The following is a 19,926-nucleotide window of genomic DNA, read 5'->3' as shown; positions in this document are numbered from 1 at the left end:
CTTTAGCAATGGAATCCTTTTCCCTTTGAGCAATGAGTGCCAGTCTATTTTCTTCCTGTACTTTTGCTATGGAGTCTTTACGTTTTTTCTCCAGAAAGGCGAGCCGTTGTAGCTCCTTAGCTTTAGTAATGGAATCCAGTCTTTTTTGCTCGGCAATTTTGAGCCTTTCTATTTCCATAACTTTAGCAATGGAATCCTTTTCCCTTTGAGCAATGAGTGCCAGTCTATTTTCTTCCTGTACTTTTGCTATGGAGTCTTTACGTTTTTTCTCCAGAAAGGCGAGCCGTTGCAGCTCCTTAGCTTTAGTAATGGAATCCAGTCTTTTTTGCTCGGCAATTTTGAGCCTTTCTATCTCCATAACTTTAGCAATGGAATCCTTTTCCCTTTGAGCAATGAGTGCCAGTCTATTTTCTTCCTGTACTTTTGCTATGGAGTCTTTGCGTTTTTTCTCCAGAAAGGCGAGCCGTTGCAGCTCCTTAGCTTTAGCAATGGAATCCAGTCTTTTTTGCTCGGCAATTTTGAGCCTTTCTATCTCCATAACTTTAGCAATGGAATCCTTTTCCCTTTGAGCAATGAGTGCCAAACGTTTTTCTTCTTGTGCTTTTGCTATGGAGTCTTTGCGTTTTATTTCTAGGTATTCCTTTTCATTTGATACCTGCTCAAGTTCTTTTTCCTTGTTTTCTCGCTCCTCAATGGCCTTAATTCGTTCTCTCTCCTGAAAGTCATAATAGAGGTCCATCATTTCTTCAGTAACTTCTAAGTCGTCAAAGGCCGCAAAACCTACAATACCTTTATATTTAATCTTATAAACATCCTTACCGACATATTCGATTACTGTGCATTGGTCATTTTCTTTAAATTCTTCAATGGATTCAGAGAAGATATTCTGGTCTTTGTGCAAAACACCATTTTGGAAAAACGTTGTACGGATTACAGATTTCTGGGCATGCAACTTAAGCGCAAAAATTAAAGTTAACATGAAAAGGAGAAAAACTTTGTTCATAAACAAGTAATAATAGTAGGGTTAGGGCGGGCTAGTTGACGTTACTTTTTGTCAGTTAATCTTTTTTAAGTATGCGAATTTAATCAATCTAATGCATTTTTGGTAATATACCATCGCCAGGCAATTATGACCATTTGTAATTTACTGGCTTTTGCCAAATCAACTTTCTGTCTTGATAAGCTTGGGAAAATGATTTTATTAACCTTAGCTATAAATTTGAAAGCTTGCTTTTTCATGATGCAAAAATAGTAAAACTTATTCTAGACTAAGTTTTACATTTTGTAGGTTTAAATAATTGAAATAATAAAGAGAATTACACCAATTATAAGTTTTGCAAGCGTAATCATAATTTTAAGGTTTTAAAGGTTAGTAAATGGACTAGTTGTGCTAATGTTTTTTCAAGATATATATTTACTAATATGACCGCCAAGGAATTTTATGAAAATCGATGAATTTAAATACTAAAATGTAAGTAAAAAAATGTAATTGATTTCTATAATTATAAATATGTCTTTAAATAAGTTATTAATTGTAATATATATGATTATTTTTATTTATAAATGAAATAATTATAGACTGTTTTTGGTCTCTATTTTAAAATTCAAGGGGACTTTCATTCTCAAAACAGAGGATTTTTACAGATTCGTCTTTTTAAAAATGGAAAAATTGATTTTTGAAAATATCTATAGGTTTTGCGTGAAATAAATATTATGACTTTTAACCTGTAACTTTTTTACTTTAATTTATCTTCGCATAAAAAACATTTATGAGTATAGTTTGGGTAGTTCTGGGATTTATTTTGTTGGTAGTTGGCGGAGAGTTTTTGGTTAGGTCTTCCGTTGCATTGTCATTTAAATTTAAAATATCCAAGATGGTAATAGGTATGACGGTTGTTTCTTTTGCCACATCTGCTCCAGAATTATTGGTTAGTTTGCAAGCTGCTTTATCGGGTTCACCAGCCATTGCTATAAATAATGTTGTAGGCTCAAACATTGCCAATATTGGCTTGGTTTTGGGGCTCACGGCAATTGTAGGTTCTATAGGTGTTGATAGGTCATTTTATAGGTTGAATTGGCCAGTAATGATGGTGTTCTCAATTATGCTATATTACTTTTTGAAAAACAACAACATACTTTCGGCACTTGAGGGTGGAATTTTATTTCTAGGGCTTGTGGCATTTTTGGTTTTGCTTATAAAAAGTGCCAAAAAAGATGCTATTCCAGAGGAGGTCAATGAAGCACTCGCCATAGTTTCCAATTTTAAAATTGTATTGTGGCTACTTATTGGTGCCTCAGCCCTTTATTTTGGTAGTGAATGGTTGGTTGATGGCTCTAAAGATATTGCAAGGTCTATAGGGGTTAGTGAAGCCGTAATAGGTGTGTCTTTAATTGCCATTGGTACCAGTGTGCCAGAATTGGCGGCATCTGTCATTGCAGCCGCAAAACAGGAAAAGGCCATTTCTTTGGGGAACTTAATTGGGTCTAATATTTTTAATATAGGTTCTGTTTTGGGTCTAACCGCTATTATTAAACCGATTCCGGTAACAGAGCCCCAAATACTTTCCAATGATATATTTTGGATGCTTGGTTTTGCGGCCGTTTTAATTCCATTGATATTTTTACCGAATAGATTACAGATTAGTAGGCTAAAAGGGTTCTTTTTGGTATTGGGCTATGCCGTTTTTATGTTTATTGTTTTTACGGCTAAATAGTTTACGTTTTTCTGCTTCCGAAAAAATGTTGTTTCAATTTTGTAAGTTGTTTTTTTTCTGAGATTATCAAAAAAAAACAAAAGGCCAACACTTTTAAATGTTAGCCTTTTGTATGAACAAAACTTTATTTTTTAATAATTAAATCTTAGCAGATTTAACCGTTTTAATAATCCTTGCAGCGATTTTGTATGGGTCACCGTTTGAAGCTGGACGTCTGTCTTCTAACCATCCTTTCCATCCTTTCTTAACAGTGATTAAAGGAATACGGATAGAGGCACCACGGTCTGACACTCCGTATGAGAAATCAGTAATAGCGGCAGTTTCGTGTAATCCGGTTAAACGTTGATCGTTGAACTCGCCGTATACTGCGATATGCTCATCTACAACTGGACGGAAAGCTTCACATATCTTCTCGTAAACTTCTTTTGAGCCACAAGTTCTTAAAGTAGAGTTAGAGAAGTTAGCATGCATACCAGAACCGTTCCAGTCCATATCTTTGCCAAGTGGTTTTGGGTGATACTCAATGTAGTATCCGTATTTTTCGGTTAATCTATCCAATAAATATCTAGCAACCCATAATTCGTCACCAGCTAATTTTGCACCTTTTGCAAATAATTGGAATTCCCACTGTCCACAAGCAACTTCTTGGTTAATACCTTCAAAGTTTAAACCAGCTTGGATACATAAATCAGCGTGCTCCTCAACTAAATCACGACCGTGAGTATTTTTTCCACCAACAGAACAGTAGTACATACCTTGTGGAGCAGGATATCCTCCAACAGGGAAGCCTAAAGGTAATTGAGTAGCAGTATCCATGATGAAATATTCTTGCTCAAAACCAAACCAGAAATCATCATCCTCATCATCAATAGTTGCTCTTCCGTTAGAAACGTGCGGAGTTCCATCTGCATTCATAACTTCGGTCATTACCAAGTATCCATTGATACGCTCTGGATCAGGATAAATTGCAACAGGAACTAACAAACAATCAGAAGAACCACCTTCAGCTTGTCTAGTTGAAGATCCATCAAAAGACCAGTTTCCGATTTCTTCTAAAGTGCCTTTAAAGTTTTCGTGCTCCTCTACTTTAGTTTTACTTCTAAGGTTTTGCGTTGGGTAATAACCATCTAACCAAAGATATTCTAATTTAATTTTTGCCATAATGAATATTTAATTTTAATTGAATAATAATTTTTGCGTAACAAATATATAATTTCTCGAATGACCTATGAATTTTATGGGGGTGTTTTGATAAATGTCTAAGTTATTTTTATTTATACCCTATTTTTTTAAGGATTATTTTAAAAAAAGATGATTATTTTATATAAAAACTGAAAAAATGTTAACAACAAATTTAGACTCATGATGTTTTTTTTGATTTTGCTAATTATTTTTGCCTAGTAATTCATTTTCAAACGTTTTAACAAGATTTTAAGAATGTCCACATTAAGATTTCACGCCATAAAAGAATCGCTTGCTTACAAACCCGTTGTTATTGAGGAAAAGGAAAGACGCTCCGATTTATTCGGTAAAAATGTTTTCAATGAAAACGCTATGCGCCAGTATTTAACTAAAGATGCTTTCATAGGTGTGATGAGTGCTGTTCAATATGGAAAAAAGATTGATAGGGTAATTGCCGATCAAGTAGCGTCTTCCATGAAGGATTGGGCGCTTTCAAAGGGTGTAACCCATTACACGCACTGGTTTCAGCCCCTAACTGGTGCCACAGCAGAAAAGCATGATGCCTTTTTTGAGACAGTATCAGAGGGTATGGCTATTGAGAAATTTGGAGGAAGTCAATTGGTGCAGCAAGAGCCCGATGCTTCAAGTTTTCCAAGTGGGGGTATTCGTAATACTTTTGAAGCTAGAGGCTACACGGCTTGGGACCCAACATCTCCTGCATTTATTTATGGTACAACGCTTTGTATTCCAACCATATTTGTTGCTTATACAGGTGAAGCTTTAGATTATAAAACACCATTATTAAGAGCGTTGCATGCCGTTGACGATGCTGCAACTGAAGTTTGTAGGTATTTTGATAAAAATGTAAAAAAAGTAACTTCCTCTTTGGGTTGGGAGCAGGAATACTTCTTGATTGATAAAGCACTCGCAGTCAGTCGTCCAGATATTGCATTAACAGGAAGAACCTTGCTGGGACACTCAGCAGCAAAAGGCCAACAATTAGACGATCATTACTTTGGTTCTATTCCAAATAGGGCATTAAATTTTATGCGTGATTTGGAAACCGAATGCATGCTTTTGGGTATTCCTGTTAAGACTAGGCATAATGAGGTGGCTCCAAACCAGTTTGAAGTGGCTCCAATTTTTGAAGAGGCCAATTTAGCTGTAGACCATAACTCTTTACTGATGGACATTATGGGACGTGTGGCATCACGTCATAATTTTAAGGTGCTGCTTCACGAAAAACCTTTTGCCGGTATAAATGGTTCTGGCAAACACAACAACTGGTCGCTTTCAACAGACACTGGTGTCAACCTTTTAGCGCCGGGAAAAACACCAATGAGCAACCTTCAGTTTTTAACCTTTTTCATAAATACCATAAAGGCAGTTCACCAGCATGAAGCGCTTTTAAGGGCGGCCATTGCATCGGCGAGTAACGACCACAGATTGGGTGCTAATGAAGCGCCGCCAGCCATTATTTCGGTTTTTATAGGCGAGCAGCTTACCAAAGTTCTTGAGGAGTTGGAAGGGGTTACAAAAGGTAAATTGTCACCTCAAGAAAAGACAGAATTAAAGCTTAATGTAGTGGGTAAAATTCCAGACGTGTTGTTGGATAACACGGATAGAAATAGAACTTCACCATTTGCATTTACGGGCAATAAATTTGAATTTAGGGCTGTGGGGTCCATGGCTAATTGTGGAAATCCAATGACGGTTTTAAACACCATCGTGGCCAAACAATTAAAAGATTTTAAGGTTGAAGTTGATATCTTAATTGATAAAAAAGGTCTTAAAAAGGATGAAGCTGTATTTAACGTTTTGCGCGAATACATTAAATCTACTAAAGATATTTTATTTGAGGGCAATGGCTATGGAAAAGAATGGGAAGATGAAGCTAAAAGGAGAGGTTTGAGCAACAATAAAACCACGCCCGAAGCGCTAAAAGCTCGGGTTTCAGAACAAACCATAAAGCTGTTCGAGGAAATGAACGTTATGAGCAAAATTGAAACCAAGGCGCGTTATGAAATTGAGATTGAAGCCTACAGCATGCATATTCAAATAGAAAGTAGGGTGTTGGGCGATATTGCAAGAAATCACATTGTACCAACGGCCGTTAAATATCAAAATGTGTTAATTGAAAACGTTAGAGGGTTAAAGGAAATATTCGATAAAAAATTCGATGCTGTTTCTAAAGAACAGGTGAAATTGATTGAGGAAATATCAAACCACATAGAGGGCATTAATGCCAATGTTACCAAAATGATTGACGAAAGGCGAAAAGCAAACACTATGGAAGATATAGAGAAAAGGGCGGTTGCTTATTGCAATAAAGTGAAAACCTTGTTTGGTGATATCCGATATCATTGCGACAAGCTTGAACTGTTGGTAGACGATGAGCTTTGGCCTTTAACAAAATATAGAGAATTGTTATTTACACGATAGTGTTTAAAACTTCTAAAAATCCTGCTTTAAAAAATGCGGGATTTTTTGTTTCAAAGGAGTAAATTTGCGGCAGAATAAAATATTATGAGTCAAGAAGTTTCTAAGAGATATGCCCAGCGCGGGGTTTCGGCATCAAAAGAGGACGTTCACAATGCCATTAAGAATATTGATAAAGGATTGTTTCCAAAGGCATTCTGTAAAATTGTACCAGATTATTTGACAAATGATGACGATTATTGTTTAGTGATGCATGCCGACGGTGCTGGAACAAAGTCTTCCTTGGCATACATGTATTGGAAAGAAACTGGAGATGTTTCGGTTTGGAAAGGCATTGCACAAGATGCTTTGATAATGAATATAGATGATTTGCTTTGTGTTGGTGCAACCGATAATATTATGCTGTCGTCAACAATTGGTAGAAACAAAAATTTAATTCCGGGTGAAGTTATTTCGGCGATTATCAACGGAACTGAAGAGTTGATTTCAGAGTTAAAAAGTTTTGGTGTAACCATTCATTCCACGGGTGGCGAAACAGCTGATGTTGGTGATTTGGTAAGAACAATTATTGTTGATTCCACGGTAACAGCCAGAATGAAACGCAGCGATGTAATTGACAATGCCAATATTCAAGCAGGCGATGTTATAGTTGGACTTGAAAGTTTTGGGCAAGCTATTTATGAAAAGGAATATAACGGAGGTATGGGCAGTAATGGATTGACTTCGGCTCGCCACGATGTATTCAGTAAATATTTGGCCGAAAAATATCCAGAAAGTTTTGATGCCTCTGTGCCAGATGAATTGGTGTATTCTGGAGGTGTTAAATTGACTGATGGTGTTGAAGGTTCGCCAATAGATGCGGGAAAATTGGTGTTATCTCCAACAAGGACCTATGCCCCGATTATCAAGAAAATTTTATCAGAATTTAACAGTGAAACCGTTCATGGAATGGTGCATTGTTCAGGCGGAGCACAAACTAAAATACTTCATTTTATAGATCAATTTCATATTGTAAAAGACAATATGTTTACAATTCCGCCACTGTTCAAATTAATACAAAAACAAAGCAAAACCAATTGGAAAGAAATGTACCAAGTGTTTAATTGCGGGCACAGAATGGAACTTTATGTGAAACCAGAAATTGCTGAGAAAATCATTGAAATATCGAAGTTCTATAAGGTAGAGGCAAAAATAATTGGTAGGGTTGAAGCATCAAAAACCAAAAAGCTTACAATAAAATCGGAGTTTGGTGAGTTTATTTACTAATTATTTATGTTTTTCGATAAAGTGGAACGATTATTGATAAAAATGTAATTTTTTATACAAACCAACACGTTATGAGATTTCTTATTTTGTTCTTAGCTTGCTTTGTTTTCAATGTCACATTTGCACAACCCGATTCGCTCTTCATAAAGAAGGTTCAAGAAAAATATGAAGGTCCACAATGGATTCAAAAAAACAAAGCTTCTTTTGATTTAAGTGAAGTTGCCTTTGTCAATTGGAACTCTGGTGGCGCAAATTCAATTTCTGGGCTTCTAGGTTTTGAAACATCTGCGAATTATGCCGATAAGTTTTTTGCATGGAGAAATAATGCAACCATACAATATGGGGTGAACAAACAGGAAGATCGGGAAATCAGAAAAACAGATGATTTATTAGAAATAAACTCTAACCTAGGGTACAAACCAGAGGCCAAGTCCAATTGGTTTTATTCAACACGTCTTAATTTTAGAACGCAATTAACAAATGGTTATAAGTATCCAAATACAGATGAGCCAATATCGCGATTTATGGCTCCGGGTTATTTGTTTTTTGGTGGTGGAATGGAATACGGTAAAGAAATAGAGAAGGTGTCATTGTATTTTTCACCCTTAACTTTAAAGGCCACTTTTGTTTTGGACAAAGATTTAGCAAATGCAGGCTCTTTTGGGGTTAAGCCTGCAGTTTTAGATCTGGCTGGAAATATAATTATACCGGGCGAGCGCGTAAGAAGGGAAGTGGGTATTTTGCTTACCAATAGTTATGAAATGGAGGTAGCTGAAAATATCAATGTAAAAAATCAATTAAGCCTGTATTCGGATTATATAAATAATTTTGGAAATGTTGATGTGGATTGGAGATTGGATTTCGATTTTAAAGTGAACCAATTTGTAAGAGCTAGCTTTGGTTCTCATATAAGATATGATGACGATATCAAGACCAAAAAACCTTCTGAAATAGAGGGTGAGTTTGATGAAGCTGGAGCCAAATTACAGTGGAAACAAATGCTAGGTGTTGGTGTTGCGGTAGATTTTTAGAAGCAAATCCCTGGTTACTACTGTTATAAAAATTTGTTAACTTTTTAATGTTGATAAATTTTTAAATATTTGAAAATCAAATATTTAATTTATTAACCCTGCAAACTTTATGACTTTTGTCATGTTTTAAATTGTATATTTATGGTTTATTTATATCCATAATTAACTAAAAATATACTAACTATCTCATGAATGCAGAACTAGCCCAAACTTCCCTCAAGACCTTCACCCAAGAACAAGCTTTTGAAGCTACCCTGAAATACTTTAAAAATGACGACTTAGCAGCTCGTGTATGGTTAAATAAATATGCCCTTAAAGATTCCAACGGAAATATTTATGAACTTACCCCAAACGATATGCATAGGCGTATCGCAAAGGAAATTGCTCGAATAGAAACTAAATATGCAAATCCGTTTACTGAGGATGAAATTTTTGATTTGATTAAAGATTTCAAATACATCGTTCCACAAGGTAGCCCCATGGCTGGAATTGGCAATCCTTTTCAAATTGCATCGCTCTCAAACTGTTTTGTTATTGGTAATTCTGGTGAATCGGATTCTTATGGTGGCATCATGAAAATTGACCAAGAGCAAGTACAACTTATGAAACGTCGTGGTGGTGTTGGACATGATTTGTCTCATATACGTCCCAAAGGTTCTCCGGTTAAAAATTCAGCATTAACATCAACAGGTATTGTGCCTTTTATGGAGCGCTATTCAAATTCAACCAGAGAGGTAGCTCAAGATGGGCGTCGCGGAGCTTTAATGCTGTCGGTTTCCATTAATCATCCCGATTCTGAGGATTTTATTAATGCAAAACTGGAACAGGGTAAAGTAACTGGGGCAAATGTTTCGGTTCGTATTGATGATGAATTTATGAAAGCCGTTAAAAATGGCGGTGAGTATGTTCAAAAATATCCCATTTTTAGTGATAATACCAAAGTTTCAAAATCTATTGAAGCTACGGCACTATGGAAAAAAATTGTGCACAACGCATGGAAATCCGCAGAACCTGGGATTTTATTTTGGGATACTATTATAAATGAATCTATTCCAGATTGCTATGCCGATTTGGGGTATAAAACGGTATCTACAAACCCATGTGGTGAAATTCCTTTATGTCCATACGACTCCTGCAGATTACTGGCAATCAATTTATTTTCTTATGTAGAGAATCCGTTTACGAAAAAGGCTTCTTTCAGCTTTGATTTGTTCAAAAAACATGTGGCTGCTGCGCAGCGTTTCATGGATGATATTATTGATTTGGAGTTAGAAAAAATTGATAAAATCCTGAAAAAAATTGATGAAGATCCTGAGTTGGATGAAGTTAAATCAACGGAGAAAAATTTATGGCTCAATATCCAAAGAAAAGCCCAAGAAGGGCGTAGAACAGGTGTTGGTATTACAGGAGAAGGCGATATGTTGGCTGCTTTGGGTATTCAGTATGGTAGTAAGAAAGGAAATGAATTTTCGTTAGAAGTTCATAAAACTATTGCCATTGAAGCCTACCGTTCTTCTGTGTATTTGGCCAAAGAACGAGGTTCGTTTTCAATTTATGAAGCTGAGCGCGAAAAAAATAATCCGTTTATCAACAGATTAAAAGAAGCTGATAGCAAGTTGTACTATGAAATGTTGGAATATGGCAGACGTAATATTGCGCTATTGACTATCGCCCCAACAGGTACCACTAGTTTAATGACGCAAACCACATCGGGTATTGAACCCGTGTTTATGCCTGTCTATAAACGAAGAAGAAAGGTGAATCCAAACGATAAAGATGTTCGTATAGATTTTGTTGATGAAGTTGGCGATTCTTGGGAAGAATATGTGGTGTTCCACCACCGTTTTAAACAATGGATGGAGGTGAATAATATAGATACTTCAATCAACTATACACAGGAAGAAATTGATAAGCTCATTAAAAAATCGCCATATTATAAGGCTACATCCAATGATGTGGATTGGTTGAGCAAAGTAAGCATGCAAGGGGCTATTCAAAAATGGGTGGACCATTCCATAAGTGTTACCATTAATTTGCCAAATGATGTTTCCGAGGAATTGGTAGGTGAACTGTATTTAAAAGCCTGGGAAGTTGGCTGCAAAGGGGTTACGGTTTATAGAGATGGCTCGCGTTCGGGCGTGCTTATTTCAAACGATGAAAAAAAGGATGAAGCCGGTGATGATAAATTGACCACATTCCCGATTAAACGTCCACAGATTTTAGAGGCTGATGTAGTTCGCTTTCAAAACAACAAAGAAAAATGGATTGCTTTTATTGGTTTAATTGAAGGAAAACCATACGAAGTGTTTACGGGGCTGGCTGATGATGAGGATGGTATCCTCATTCCAAGATGGGCGAATACGGGATTAATCATTAAAAACAGAAATGAAGACGGAACCTCACGTTACGATTTTCAATACAAAAACAAAAGAGGTTATAAAACCACGATAGAGGGGCTTTCACATAAGTTCAATCCGGAGTTTTGGAATTATGCCAAGCTGATTTCCAGTACATTGCGACATGGTATGCCAATTGATAAAATTGTAGATTTGATTAACAGTTTGCAGTTGGATAGCGAGTCAATAAACACTTGGAAAAATGGTGTAGTGCGGGCATTAAAGCGTTACGTGGCCGATGGCACGCAAGCAAAAGGCCAGAAGTGTGATAACTGTAAATCCCAAAATTTAATTTATCAAGAAGGTTGTTTAACCTGTAAAGATTGTGGGTCTTCTAAATGTGGTTAGAAATACTAACATAAAATAAAAAAGGGAAGCTACATGCTTCCCTTTTTTATACAAACTCTAAAAGCAATAGAACAAAAGGTATACTTAAACAAGTATCTATAATAAACATCAAGCCAAATAGTTTTAAAGATGGGATTTCTGATTTTGCAAGGAATTCAAATTTTTGTTTTACAGGTGTTTCATCCAATAAGTGCCACAATGTAATCAGTAAAAGAAATTTTATAGATAGAATAGTGATGGCATTCAAGTTTAAAAAACATAAGAGCATATTAATTACAAATGACCAAATGATAAGCGGCCTGTAAAAACCGAATATGGAAAACAGTTGCTGCATAGGTAATTATAATAACGATGAGCCATCAAGAATATTTTTAATCAATACTTCATAACCCTTTATTCAAGCATTGAAAATTCATAAATTATCGTATTTTTGAATCCCAATAAAAAGGCAGATGTTAGAGAAATTACAAATAGTAAAACAGCGTTTTGATGAGGTTAGCGATTTAATCATTCAGCCTGCTATTATTTCAGATCAACAACGATATATTGCGCTAAATAAAGAATATAAAGACTTGCGTGTGTTGATGGACAAGCGTGAGCAATATATTGAGCTTACCAATAATTTGGCTGAGGCGGAGGAAATTATTGATGAAGGAAGTGATGCGGAAATGGTTGAAATGGCTAAAATGCAGTATGAGGAAGCCAAAGAAAAAATTCCTGAGCTTGAAGATGAAATCCGTTTTCTTTTGATTCCCAAAGATCCTGAAGATTCCAAAAATGCGGTTGTAGAAGTACGAGCCGGAACAGGTGGTGATGAGGCTAGTATTTTTGCGGGTGATTTATATAGAATGTACACCAAATATTGTGAAGGCAAAGGTTGGAAAGTTGAAGTTATGGACTTTAACGAAGGTACATCGGGTGGTTTTAAAGAAATTATTTTTGAAGTTTCCGGTGAAGATGTTTACGGAACCCTGAAATTTGAAGCTGGTGTGCATCGTGTACAACGTGTGCCACAAACAGAAACACAAGGCCGTGTGCATACTAGTGCCGCATCGGTAATTGTGCTTCCAGAAGCCGAAGAATTTGATGTGGAACTGGATATGAGTGAAGTTAGGATTGAAAGAACCACTTCTACAGGTCCAGGAGGGCAGTCGGTAAATACAACCTATTCGGCCATTAAGCTGCACCATGAACCAACGGGAATGATTGTAAGCTGCCAAGACCAAAAATCGTCGCACAAAAATCTAGAAAAAGCGCTAAAGGTATTGCGATCAAGATTGTATGAAATGGAGTTGGCTAAAAAGGAAGCAGCAGATTCAGCAAAGCGTAAAAGCATGGTTTCTACCGGTGATAGAAGTGCAAAAATTAGAACTTACAATTATCCGCAAGGACGTGTTACTGACCATAGAATTGGTCTAACACTCTATGATTTACAAAACATTGTAAACGGTGATATCCAAAAAATAATTGACGAATTGCAACTAGCTGAAAATACCGAGAAGTTGAAGGCTGACGGTGATTTGATTTAATCTTTATAAATGACCACAAGCCAATTAATAGATCAAATCAAAAAAAAGAAATCTTTTCTTTGTATCGGATTGGATGTCGATTTGACCAAAATTCCAAAACATCTTCTAAAAGAAGAAGACCCTATTTTTGCATTCAATAAAGCCATTATTGATGCCACACATCATCTGTGCGTAGCTTATAAACCCAATACCGCATTTTATGAAGCTTATGGTTTAAAAGGCTGGAAGTCACTGGAGAAAACCATTAATTATTTAAACGAAAATCACCCCGAAATATTTACTATAGCAGATGCTAAAAGAGGTGATATTGGTAATACAAGCAGTATGTATGCCAAGGCTTTTTTTGAAGATTTGGGGTTTGATTCTGTTACAGTGGCACCTTATATGGGCAAGGATTCCGTGGAACCATTTTTGGCTTTCAAAAACAAGCATACCATTCTTTTGGCCTTGACATCCAATCAAGGCGCTTTTAATTTTCAGACCAAAACATTAGAGGGGAAAGAACTTTACAAGCACGTTTTAGAGACCTCAAAAACATGGCAAAATGCTGAAAATTTGATGTATGTTGTGGGAGCAACAAAAGCAGAATACCTGGCTGAAATTCGGAAAATTATACCAGATAGCTTTTTATTAGTTCCGGGTGTTGGTGCCCAAGGGGGTAATTTACAAGATGTCTGTAAATATGGAATGAGTAAAAATATTGGGTTGCTTATAAACTCATCAAGAGGCATAATTTACGCATCTGATGATTCGGATTTTGCAAAGGCTGCGGCTAAAAAAGCTGAAGAACTTCAAAAAGAAATGGCTTTCGAGTTGGTGCGTTAAAATAAGGTGTAACCAATCACTCTAAAAGAAAATTTAGATTTTTTTGTGTTTTTTTCGAATATGATGCAATCAACGATTGATTCACGCACTAAACAATTTTAAGTCTTCCGTGCAAATCTTTTGAATAATCAACTATTGTAGTATCATCTACAAAGTTTGCGATTCTTCTTTCGAATTCTTTTAAACTAGTCAACTTGTTGTGGTTGGGCTTTATTTTACCCACTTTGCAAAAATGTGTATTCATAACGTTCTTTTTTATATAAATAAAATACGTTTAAACTCTTGGTTTAGACGTTATTACAATGTTAAGTAATTGTGAAAAATTAAATAACAGGCTCCTGCTGGTCTCTGTACAGATATTTTAACCTGTTAATCTTGTTGAGTAACTTTATGGCCTTATATTCGGAAATGTCACTTAAGGCCGAATCTGTTTGCCTAAAGTTATAAGCCTGTTCAACCAATGATCTGTACTGCGCGTACAATTTGGCCTGATGAGATTTTATTTGGTCCAATCTTTTCATTAGTGGTTGAATAGCAAGTATTTAAAGATACATTTTTTTTCTTAAAAACAAAATGGTTGATGGCTTATTTTTCTTCAACAAAAACCAAGGATGTGGTTGCTGTTATAGGGAAACCATCGCAAATGAAAATGACATTGTTGTAGCTTTTGAAAGGCTGAAAAAAAAACCGAATAGAAACTATTCGGTTTTTTCATATTGATTGTGCCTGAAAGTTTAATCTTGAAGAGCAAAAACCTTCCTTAGCAAATCTGTGGTTCTTGAAGATAGTTTTGTCCTTATTTCCTTTTCCTCAACCGCTATCATGGTGTAAACACCTTTTAATGCTTCACCCGTAACATAGTCTGTCAGGTCTGGATTTACATCATTTGTAAATGGAATGCTGTTGTATTTATTGATTAAGTTGTTCCAAATTTCATCCGCACCAACTTTGCTAAACGAGTTTTTAATCACCGGATTAAACTTGGCGTACAATGCCGCTTCGGTTTTGGATGTTAAATATTGTGTTGCTGCATCATCGTTTCCTAAAAGAATGTTTTTCGCATCTGCAAAGGTTATGCCATTTACGGCATCAACAAAAATAGGCGTAGCTTCCTTAACGGCATCCTCTGCTGCTCTGTTCAGTAATTTTAGTCCTTCGTCTGCCAAATTGCTCAAACCAATGTCTCTTAAGCCTTTGTCAACTTTTTGAAGTTCCTCGGGAAGTAGGATTTTAACCAATTCATTTTTGTAAAATCCATCGGTTTGAGTAAGTTTGGTCACCTGTTTGTCAATGCCAAAATCTAAAGCTTGGCGTAAACCAGATGCTATTTGGTCGTTTCCAATAGTTTCGCCCTGGGGCAACTGATTAACAACTTGTTGTAGTTCTACACAGGCGGTTAGGCTAAGAATGAAAAATACAGCTAATAATTTACGGTTCATGATTTTGGGTTTTTATGGATGTAAAATAGGTAATATTTTATGAAAAAATAACCGTCTTGTTGTTATAAACCATAACTTTCCGGTTGGCATGCAGTTTAACGGCATTTGCAAGCACTATTTTCTCTAAATCGCGACCCTTGGTAATTAAATCTGAAATAGAATGTGCGTGCGTTACACGGGTAACATCTTGCTCAATAATGGGACCTGCATCCAATTCTTCGGTTACGTAATGGCTTGTTGCGCCAATGATTTTAACACCACGTTTATAGGCAGAGTGGTAAGGCTTGGCACCAACAAAGGCAGGTAAAAATGAATGATGGATGTTAATGATTTTGTTGGGATATCTACTGATTAACTTTTCAGAAACAATCTGCATATATCTTGCAAGCACAATAAAATCGATATTGTATTTTTCCAGAAGTTCTAGCTGGGCGTTTTCAGCTTTTTCCTTGGTATCCTTGGTTACTGGGATATGGTAAAAAGGAATTTTGAAGCTATCGGCAATTGGCTTCAAGTCCATATGGTTACTGATTATAAAAGGGATTTCTAAATTAAGTTCGCCCGAATTATATCGACCCAATAAATCATATAGGCAATGGTCGTATTTTGATATGAATAGAGCCATTTTTGGCTTTTTTTCAGATGAATAAATTCGCCATTTCATTTTAAATTTTTCTGCTATATCATTTTTGAAAGCAGATTTAAATTCAACCGTATCAAAAGAGTCAGAACCAAATTCGCTTTCTAGCCTCATAAAGAAAATGTTTTGCTCGCGGTCCACATGTTGGTCAATGTAAACAATATTTCCACCATTATGGGCAATAAAATTAGTGACGGAAGCAATGATGTTTGGTCGGTCTTTACAATGTATTAAAATGGTGATTTTATTCATGAAACTCCTGGTATTTAGAGGCTAAAAATAGCATAAAAATAATTTACCATAGAATTGGCATAAAGATTTTAGATAATTTTACGTTAACGCCTTATTTTTTTGAATATTTATTAAATTGCATTAAAGAAAATCAATTTTTTTTACGAATGAACCAACAATCTCCCTACAAACCAAAAAACCATATCAGGATAGTTACCGCAGCTTCGCTCTTTGATGGGCATGATGCCTCCATTAATATCATGCGGCGCATTATTCAGGCTACGGGCGTTGAGGTAATCCATTTGGGGCATGACAGAAGTGTGGAGGAAGTTGTAAATACCGCGATACAAGAAGATGTTAATGCCATTTGTTTGACTAGCTATCAAGGTGGGCATAACGAATATTTTAAGTATATGTTCGATCTTTTGCAGGAAAAGGGGGCAGGGCACATTAAAATTTTTGGTGGTGGTGGCGGTGTTATTTTGCCGTCAGAAATTAAGGGGTTGATGGATTATGGCATCTCCCGTATTTATTCTCCAGACGATGGTCGGGAAATGGGTTTGCAGGGCATGATTAATGATTTGGTTGAGCAATCGGATAACCAAAGCCCACCCTTAACCCTTCCCAAAGGGAAGGGAATTAAAGCATCTTTAAAAGATAAAGATGTAATTACTATAGCCAGATTAATAACTTTAGCGGAAAACAATCGTAAAGATTTTGAGGCCTCATTTTCAGGTTTGAGTGAGTGTTCCCCTTCTTTAGAGGGGTTAAGGCAGGCTTCTGTTTTGGGCATAACAGGAACAGGCGGTGCTGGTAAGTCGAGTTTGGTTGATGAATTGGTTAGACGATTCTTAAAAGATTTCCCAGAAAAAACAGTAGGAATTGTTTCCGTGGATCCTTCAAAACGTAAGACTGGGGGCGCTCTTTTAGGGGACAGAATCAGAATGAACGCCATAAACAATCCACGGGTTTATATGCGTAGTTTGGCTACGCGCCAGTCTAATTTGGCATTGTCTAAATATGTTGGCGAGGCCATTAAGGTTTTAAAGGCTGCCGAATTTGATCTGATTATTTTGGAAACTTCTGGTATTGGTCAATCTGATACCGAAATTATTGAGCATTCAAATGTTTCGCTTTATGTTATGACGCCCGAGTTCGGTGCCGCAACCCAATTGGAAAAGATTGATATGCTTGATTTTGCTGATTTGGTAGCCATCAACAAATTTGATAAACGTGGTGCGCAGGATGCGTTGCGTGACGTTAAAAAACAGTACATGCGCAACCATAATCTTTGGGATGTTTCACAAGACGATTTGCCTGTTTTCGGAACCATTGCTTCCCAGTTTAACGACCCAGGAATGAATGCACTCTATCAAGCCGTTATTTCAAAATTAAATGAAAAAACAAATGTCAATTTAAAATCAACGTTCACCATTACAAATGAAATGAGTGAGAAGATTTACATCATTCCGCCATCAAGAACCCGCTATTTATCTGAAATAGCTGAGAACAATCGCAATTATGATAATAAGGTTTCAGAAAAAGTTGAAATTGCCCAAAAGCTTTATGGTATTTTCAAAACCATTTGCTCTGTTGCTGTTATTTTAAAAGAAAGTGAAAAATCATATTTGAGTAAGTCAGGATTAGAGCAGAATGAAATTCTGAATCAAGTTCAGAATGACAGTTCCAAAGAGTTTTTAGGGTTCCTTTTTAAAGAGTTTGATCGTATTAAATTAAACCTTGATTCCCGTAATTGGGAACTAATTTTGGGTTGGAATGAACAAGTGAATATGTATAAAGAACCAATTTATGCATTTAAGGTTCGCGGTAAAGAAATAAAAGTTGAAACGCATACCGAGTCACTTTCACACCTCAAAATCCCTAAAGTGGCGTTGCCAAAATATACAGCCTGGGGTGATATATTAAGATGGTGTCTTCAAGAAAATGTGCCCGGAGAATTTCCATATACTTCCGGGTTGTACCCGTTCAAAAGAATGGGCGAAGACCCCGCTAGGATGTTTGCTGGAGAGGGCGGCCCCGAGCGTACTAACAAACGGTTTCATTATGTGAGTGCAGGTTTACCGGCCAAACGCTTGTCTACAGCTTTTGATAGCGTTACCCTGTATGGAAATGACCCAGATTATCGCCCTGATATTTACGGAAAAATTGGTAATGCTGGCGTTTCAATATGTTGTTTGGACGATGCCAAAAAATTATATTCAGGATTTAATTTGGCTGATGAATTGACTTCGGTAAGCATGACTATTAACGGACCTGCACCTATGCTTTTAGGCTTTTTTATGAATGCAGCTATAGACCAGCAATGTGAAATTTACATCAAGGAACATGGACTGGAAAAAGAGGTTGAATTAAAAATAGCCAAACTTTATAAAGGTAAGGAGCGTCCCGAGTATAATGGACAATTGCCTGAAGGAAACAATGGTTTAGGACTAATGCTTTTAGGGGTAACCGGAGACCAAGTTTTACCAAAGTTAGTTTACGAGGAATTAAAGAAAAAAACCATTGCCCAAGTGCGGGGTACGGTTCAGGCCGATATTTTAAAGGAAGACCAAGCGCAAAATACCTGTATTTTTTCAACGGAATTTGCACTGAGGTTGATGGGCGATATCCAAGAGTATTTTATTGAAAATAATGTAAGGAACTTCTATTCAGTTTCCATTTCTGGTTACCATATTGCCGAAGCTGGGGCAAACCCAATCACGCAATTGGCATTGACCCTTTCCAATGGATTCACCTATGTGGAGTATTATTTGAGTCGAGGAATGGACATCAACAAATTTGGGCCAAACCTTTCGTTCTTTTTCTCCAATGGCATTGATCCTGAATATGCTGTTATAGGCCGCGTGGCGCGAAAGATTTGGGCGAAAGCCATGAAACATAAGTATGGTGCAAACCCAAGGGCACAAATGCTTAAATATCATATTCAAACTTCTGGAAGAAGTTTACATGCTCAAGAAATCGATTTTAATGATATCCGTACAACGCTTCAAGCCTTGTATGCCATTTATGATAATTGCAATTCACTACACACTAATGCTTATGATGAGGCCATAACTACGCCAACCGAGGAATCTGTGCGAAGAGCCATGGCTATTCAGCTGATTATAAACAAGGAATTGGGTCTTGCAAAAAATGAAAACCCCATTCAAGGGTCTTTCATTATTGAAGAATTGACCGATTTGGTTGAGGAAGCCGTGCTTTTGGAGTTTGATAGAATTACCGAGCGCGGAGGTGTTTTGGGCGCCATGGAAACCATGTACCAACGCAGTAAAATACAAGAAGAAAGCTTGTATTATGAAACATTGAAACACAGTGGAAAATTCCCGATTATTGGTGTCAACACATTTTTAAGCAGTAAAGGCTCACCAACCATTTTGCCAGCTGAAGTTATCAGGGCTACTGAGGAAGAAAAACAATTTCAAATAAAAACGCTGCAAAATTTTCACGAAAATAACGATACAGATTCAGCGCTAAAAGACCTACAGGAAACAGCCATTAAAAATGAAAATATATTTGAGGCTTTAATGGAAGTTTGTAAAGTGTGTTCTTTGGGGCAGATATCCCAGGCGCTTTTTGAAGTAGGAGGACAATATCGCAGAAACATGTAAGCGATATTTCTGTCTTAAAGTGAATTCCAAAAATGTCTAAAGTTCCCTAATACTTTAGAGTTTGAAGTTTTTATTAATTATTATTCTTACAAAAACAAACAAATCTTTATTGTTTATCCCTTTATTTCATCGCTTTTTTTTACAAAATTTATCCTGTTGGGGCTGTATGTAAGCCGTTAAACTAATTTGTTTTCAGTTATTTCCTGATTGATGGCCCCAGACGTAATTTGGTCACATATATGTTATTGAAAATTATT

At 36.5% G+C, this 19,926-nt stretch carries 14 protein-coding genes; 8 read left to right on the top strand and 6 right to left on the bottom strand.

What is annotated here, in order from left to right:
* Positions 1 to 1,003, bottom strand: a 1,003-nt coding sequence (locus tag WJN01_RS13440) for a hypothetical protein (RefSeq protein WP_445197676.1), incomplete at its 3' end; no start/stop codon positions are given.
* 766 nt (positions 1,004 to 1,769) lie between these two features.
* Here WJN01_RS13440 and WJN01_RS13435 point away from each other — a divergent pair.
* A complete protein-coding gene (locus tag WJN01_RS13435) occupies positions 1,770 to 2,714 on the top strand; it encodes a calcium/sodium antiporter (protein ID WP_445197675.1) in 945 nt (314 codons plus the stop codon).
* Positions 2,715 to 2,852: 138 nt separating this feature from the next.
* On the opposite strand, the gene WJN01_RS13430 is transcribed toward WJN01_RS13435, so the two are convergent.
* Positions 2,853 to 3,875 (bottom strand): glutamine synthetase beta-grasp domain-containing protein, encoded by a 1,023-nt coding sequence (locus WJN01_RS13430; protein ID WP_445197674.1) that lies wholly within the window; start codon positions 3,873 to 3,875, stop codon positions 2,853 to 2,855.
* Positions 3,876 to 4,151: 276 nt separating this feature from the next.
* Here WJN01_RS13430 and WJN01_RS13425 point away from each other — a divergent pair, with 276 nt between their 5' ends.
* The 6 genes from WJN01_RS13425 (at position 4,152) to pyrF (ending at position 13,730) form a co-directional block, all read left to right on the top strand.
* Positions 4,152 to 6,338, top strand: coding sequence for a glutamine synthetase III family protein (locus WJN01_RS13425; protein ID WP_445197673.1), 2,187 nt, complete (start codon positions 4,152 to 4,154; stop codon positions 6,336 to 6,338).
* Between the two features lie 84 nt (positions 6,339 to 6,422).
* Positions 6,423 to 7,601 carry an AIR synthase related protein gene (locus WJN01_RS13420; RefSeq protein ID WP_445197672.1) on the top strand — a complete coding sequence of 393 codons (1,179 nt, stop codon included), beginning with the start codon at positions 6,423 to 6,425 and terminating at the stop codon, positions 7,599 to 7,601.
* A 71-nt stretch (positions 7,602 to 7,672) separates the two neighbouring features.
* Entirely contained in the window at positions 7,673 to 8,632 is a 960-nt protein-coding gene (locus WJN01_RS13415) for a DUF3078 domain-containing protein (protein WP_445197671.1), read from the top strand.
* Positions 8,633 to 8,820: 188 nt separating this feature from the next.
* Positions 8,821 to 11,376: an adenosylcobalamin-dependent ribonucleoside-diphosphate reductase gene (locus WJN01_RS13410; protein WP_445197670.1), complete on the top strand. Its 2,556-nt coding sequence runs from the start codon at positions 8,821 to 8,823 to the stop codon at positions 11,374 to 11,376.
* Positions 11,377 to 11,828: 452 nt separating this feature from the next.
* The gene (gene prfA, locus WJN01_RS13405) at positions 11,829 to 12,905 is read left to right on the top strand and encodes a peptide chain release factor 1 (RefSeq protein WP_445197669.1); all 1,077 of its coding nucleotides are present in this window, start codon (positions 11,829 to 11,831) and stop codon (positions 12,903 to 12,905) included.
* Positions 12,906 to 12,914: 9 nt separating this feature from the next.
* Complete coding sequence (pyrF, locus tag WJN01_RS13400) at positions 12,915 to 13,730, top strand: orotidine-5'-phosphate decarboxylase (RefSeq protein WP_445197668.1); 816 nt, start codon at positions 12,915 to 12,917, stop codon at positions 13,728 to 13,730.
* Between the two features lie 88 nt (positions 13,731 to 13,818).
* Here the strand turns inward: pyrF and WJN01_RS13395 are convergent, their stop codons facing one another.
* The 4 genes from WJN01_RS13395 to purU form a co-directional block, all read right to left on the bottom strand.
* Positions 13,819 to 13,974, bottom strand: coding sequence for a hypothetical protein (locus WJN01_RS13395; RefSeq protein ID WP_445197667.1), 156 nt, complete (start codon positions 13,972 to 13,974; stop codon positions 13,819 to 13,821).
* A 79-nt stretch (positions 13,975 to 14,053) separates the two neighbouring features.
* Entirely contained in the window at positions 14,054 to 14,251 is a 198-nt protein-coding gene (locus tag WJN01_RS13390; RefSeq protein WP_445197666.1) for a Lacal_2735 family protein, read from the bottom strand.
* A 213-nt stretch (positions 14,252 to 14,464) separates the two neighbouring features.
* Complete coding sequence (locus tag WJN01_RS13385; protein ID WP_445197665.1) at positions 14,465 to 15,169, bottom strand: DUF4197 domain-containing protein; 705 nt, start codon at positions 15,167 to 15,169, stop codon at positions 14,465 to 14,467.
* Between the two features lie 37 nt (positions 15,170 to 15,206).
* Positions 15,207 to 16,061: a formyltetrahydrofolate deformylase gene (gene purU, locus WJN01_RS13380; RefSeq protein WP_445197664.1), complete on the bottom strand. Its 855-nt coding sequence runs from the start codon at positions 16,059 to 16,061 to the stop codon at positions 15,207 to 15,209.
* 146 nt (positions 16,062 to 16,207) lie between these two features.
* Here purU and WJN01_RS13375 point away from each other — a divergent pair, with 146 nt between their 5' ends.
* The gene (locus WJN01_RS13375; RefSeq protein ID WP_445197663.1) at positions 16,208 to 19,669 is read left to right on the top strand and encodes a methylmalonyl-CoA mutase family protein; all 3,462 of its coding nucleotides are present in this window, start codon (positions 16,208 to 16,210) and stop codon (positions 19,667 to 19,669) included.
* Positions 19,670 to 19,926: the final 257 nt, after the last annotated feature.

The sequence above is a fragment of the Tamlana sedimenti genome, from assembly GCF_038148895.1.
GTDB lineage: Bacteria > Bacteroidota > Bacteroidia > Flavobacteriales > Flavobacteriaceae > Tamlana.
Note: the sequence above shows the minus strand (reverse complement) of the source record. Positions and strands in the feature narration are given on the sequence as shown.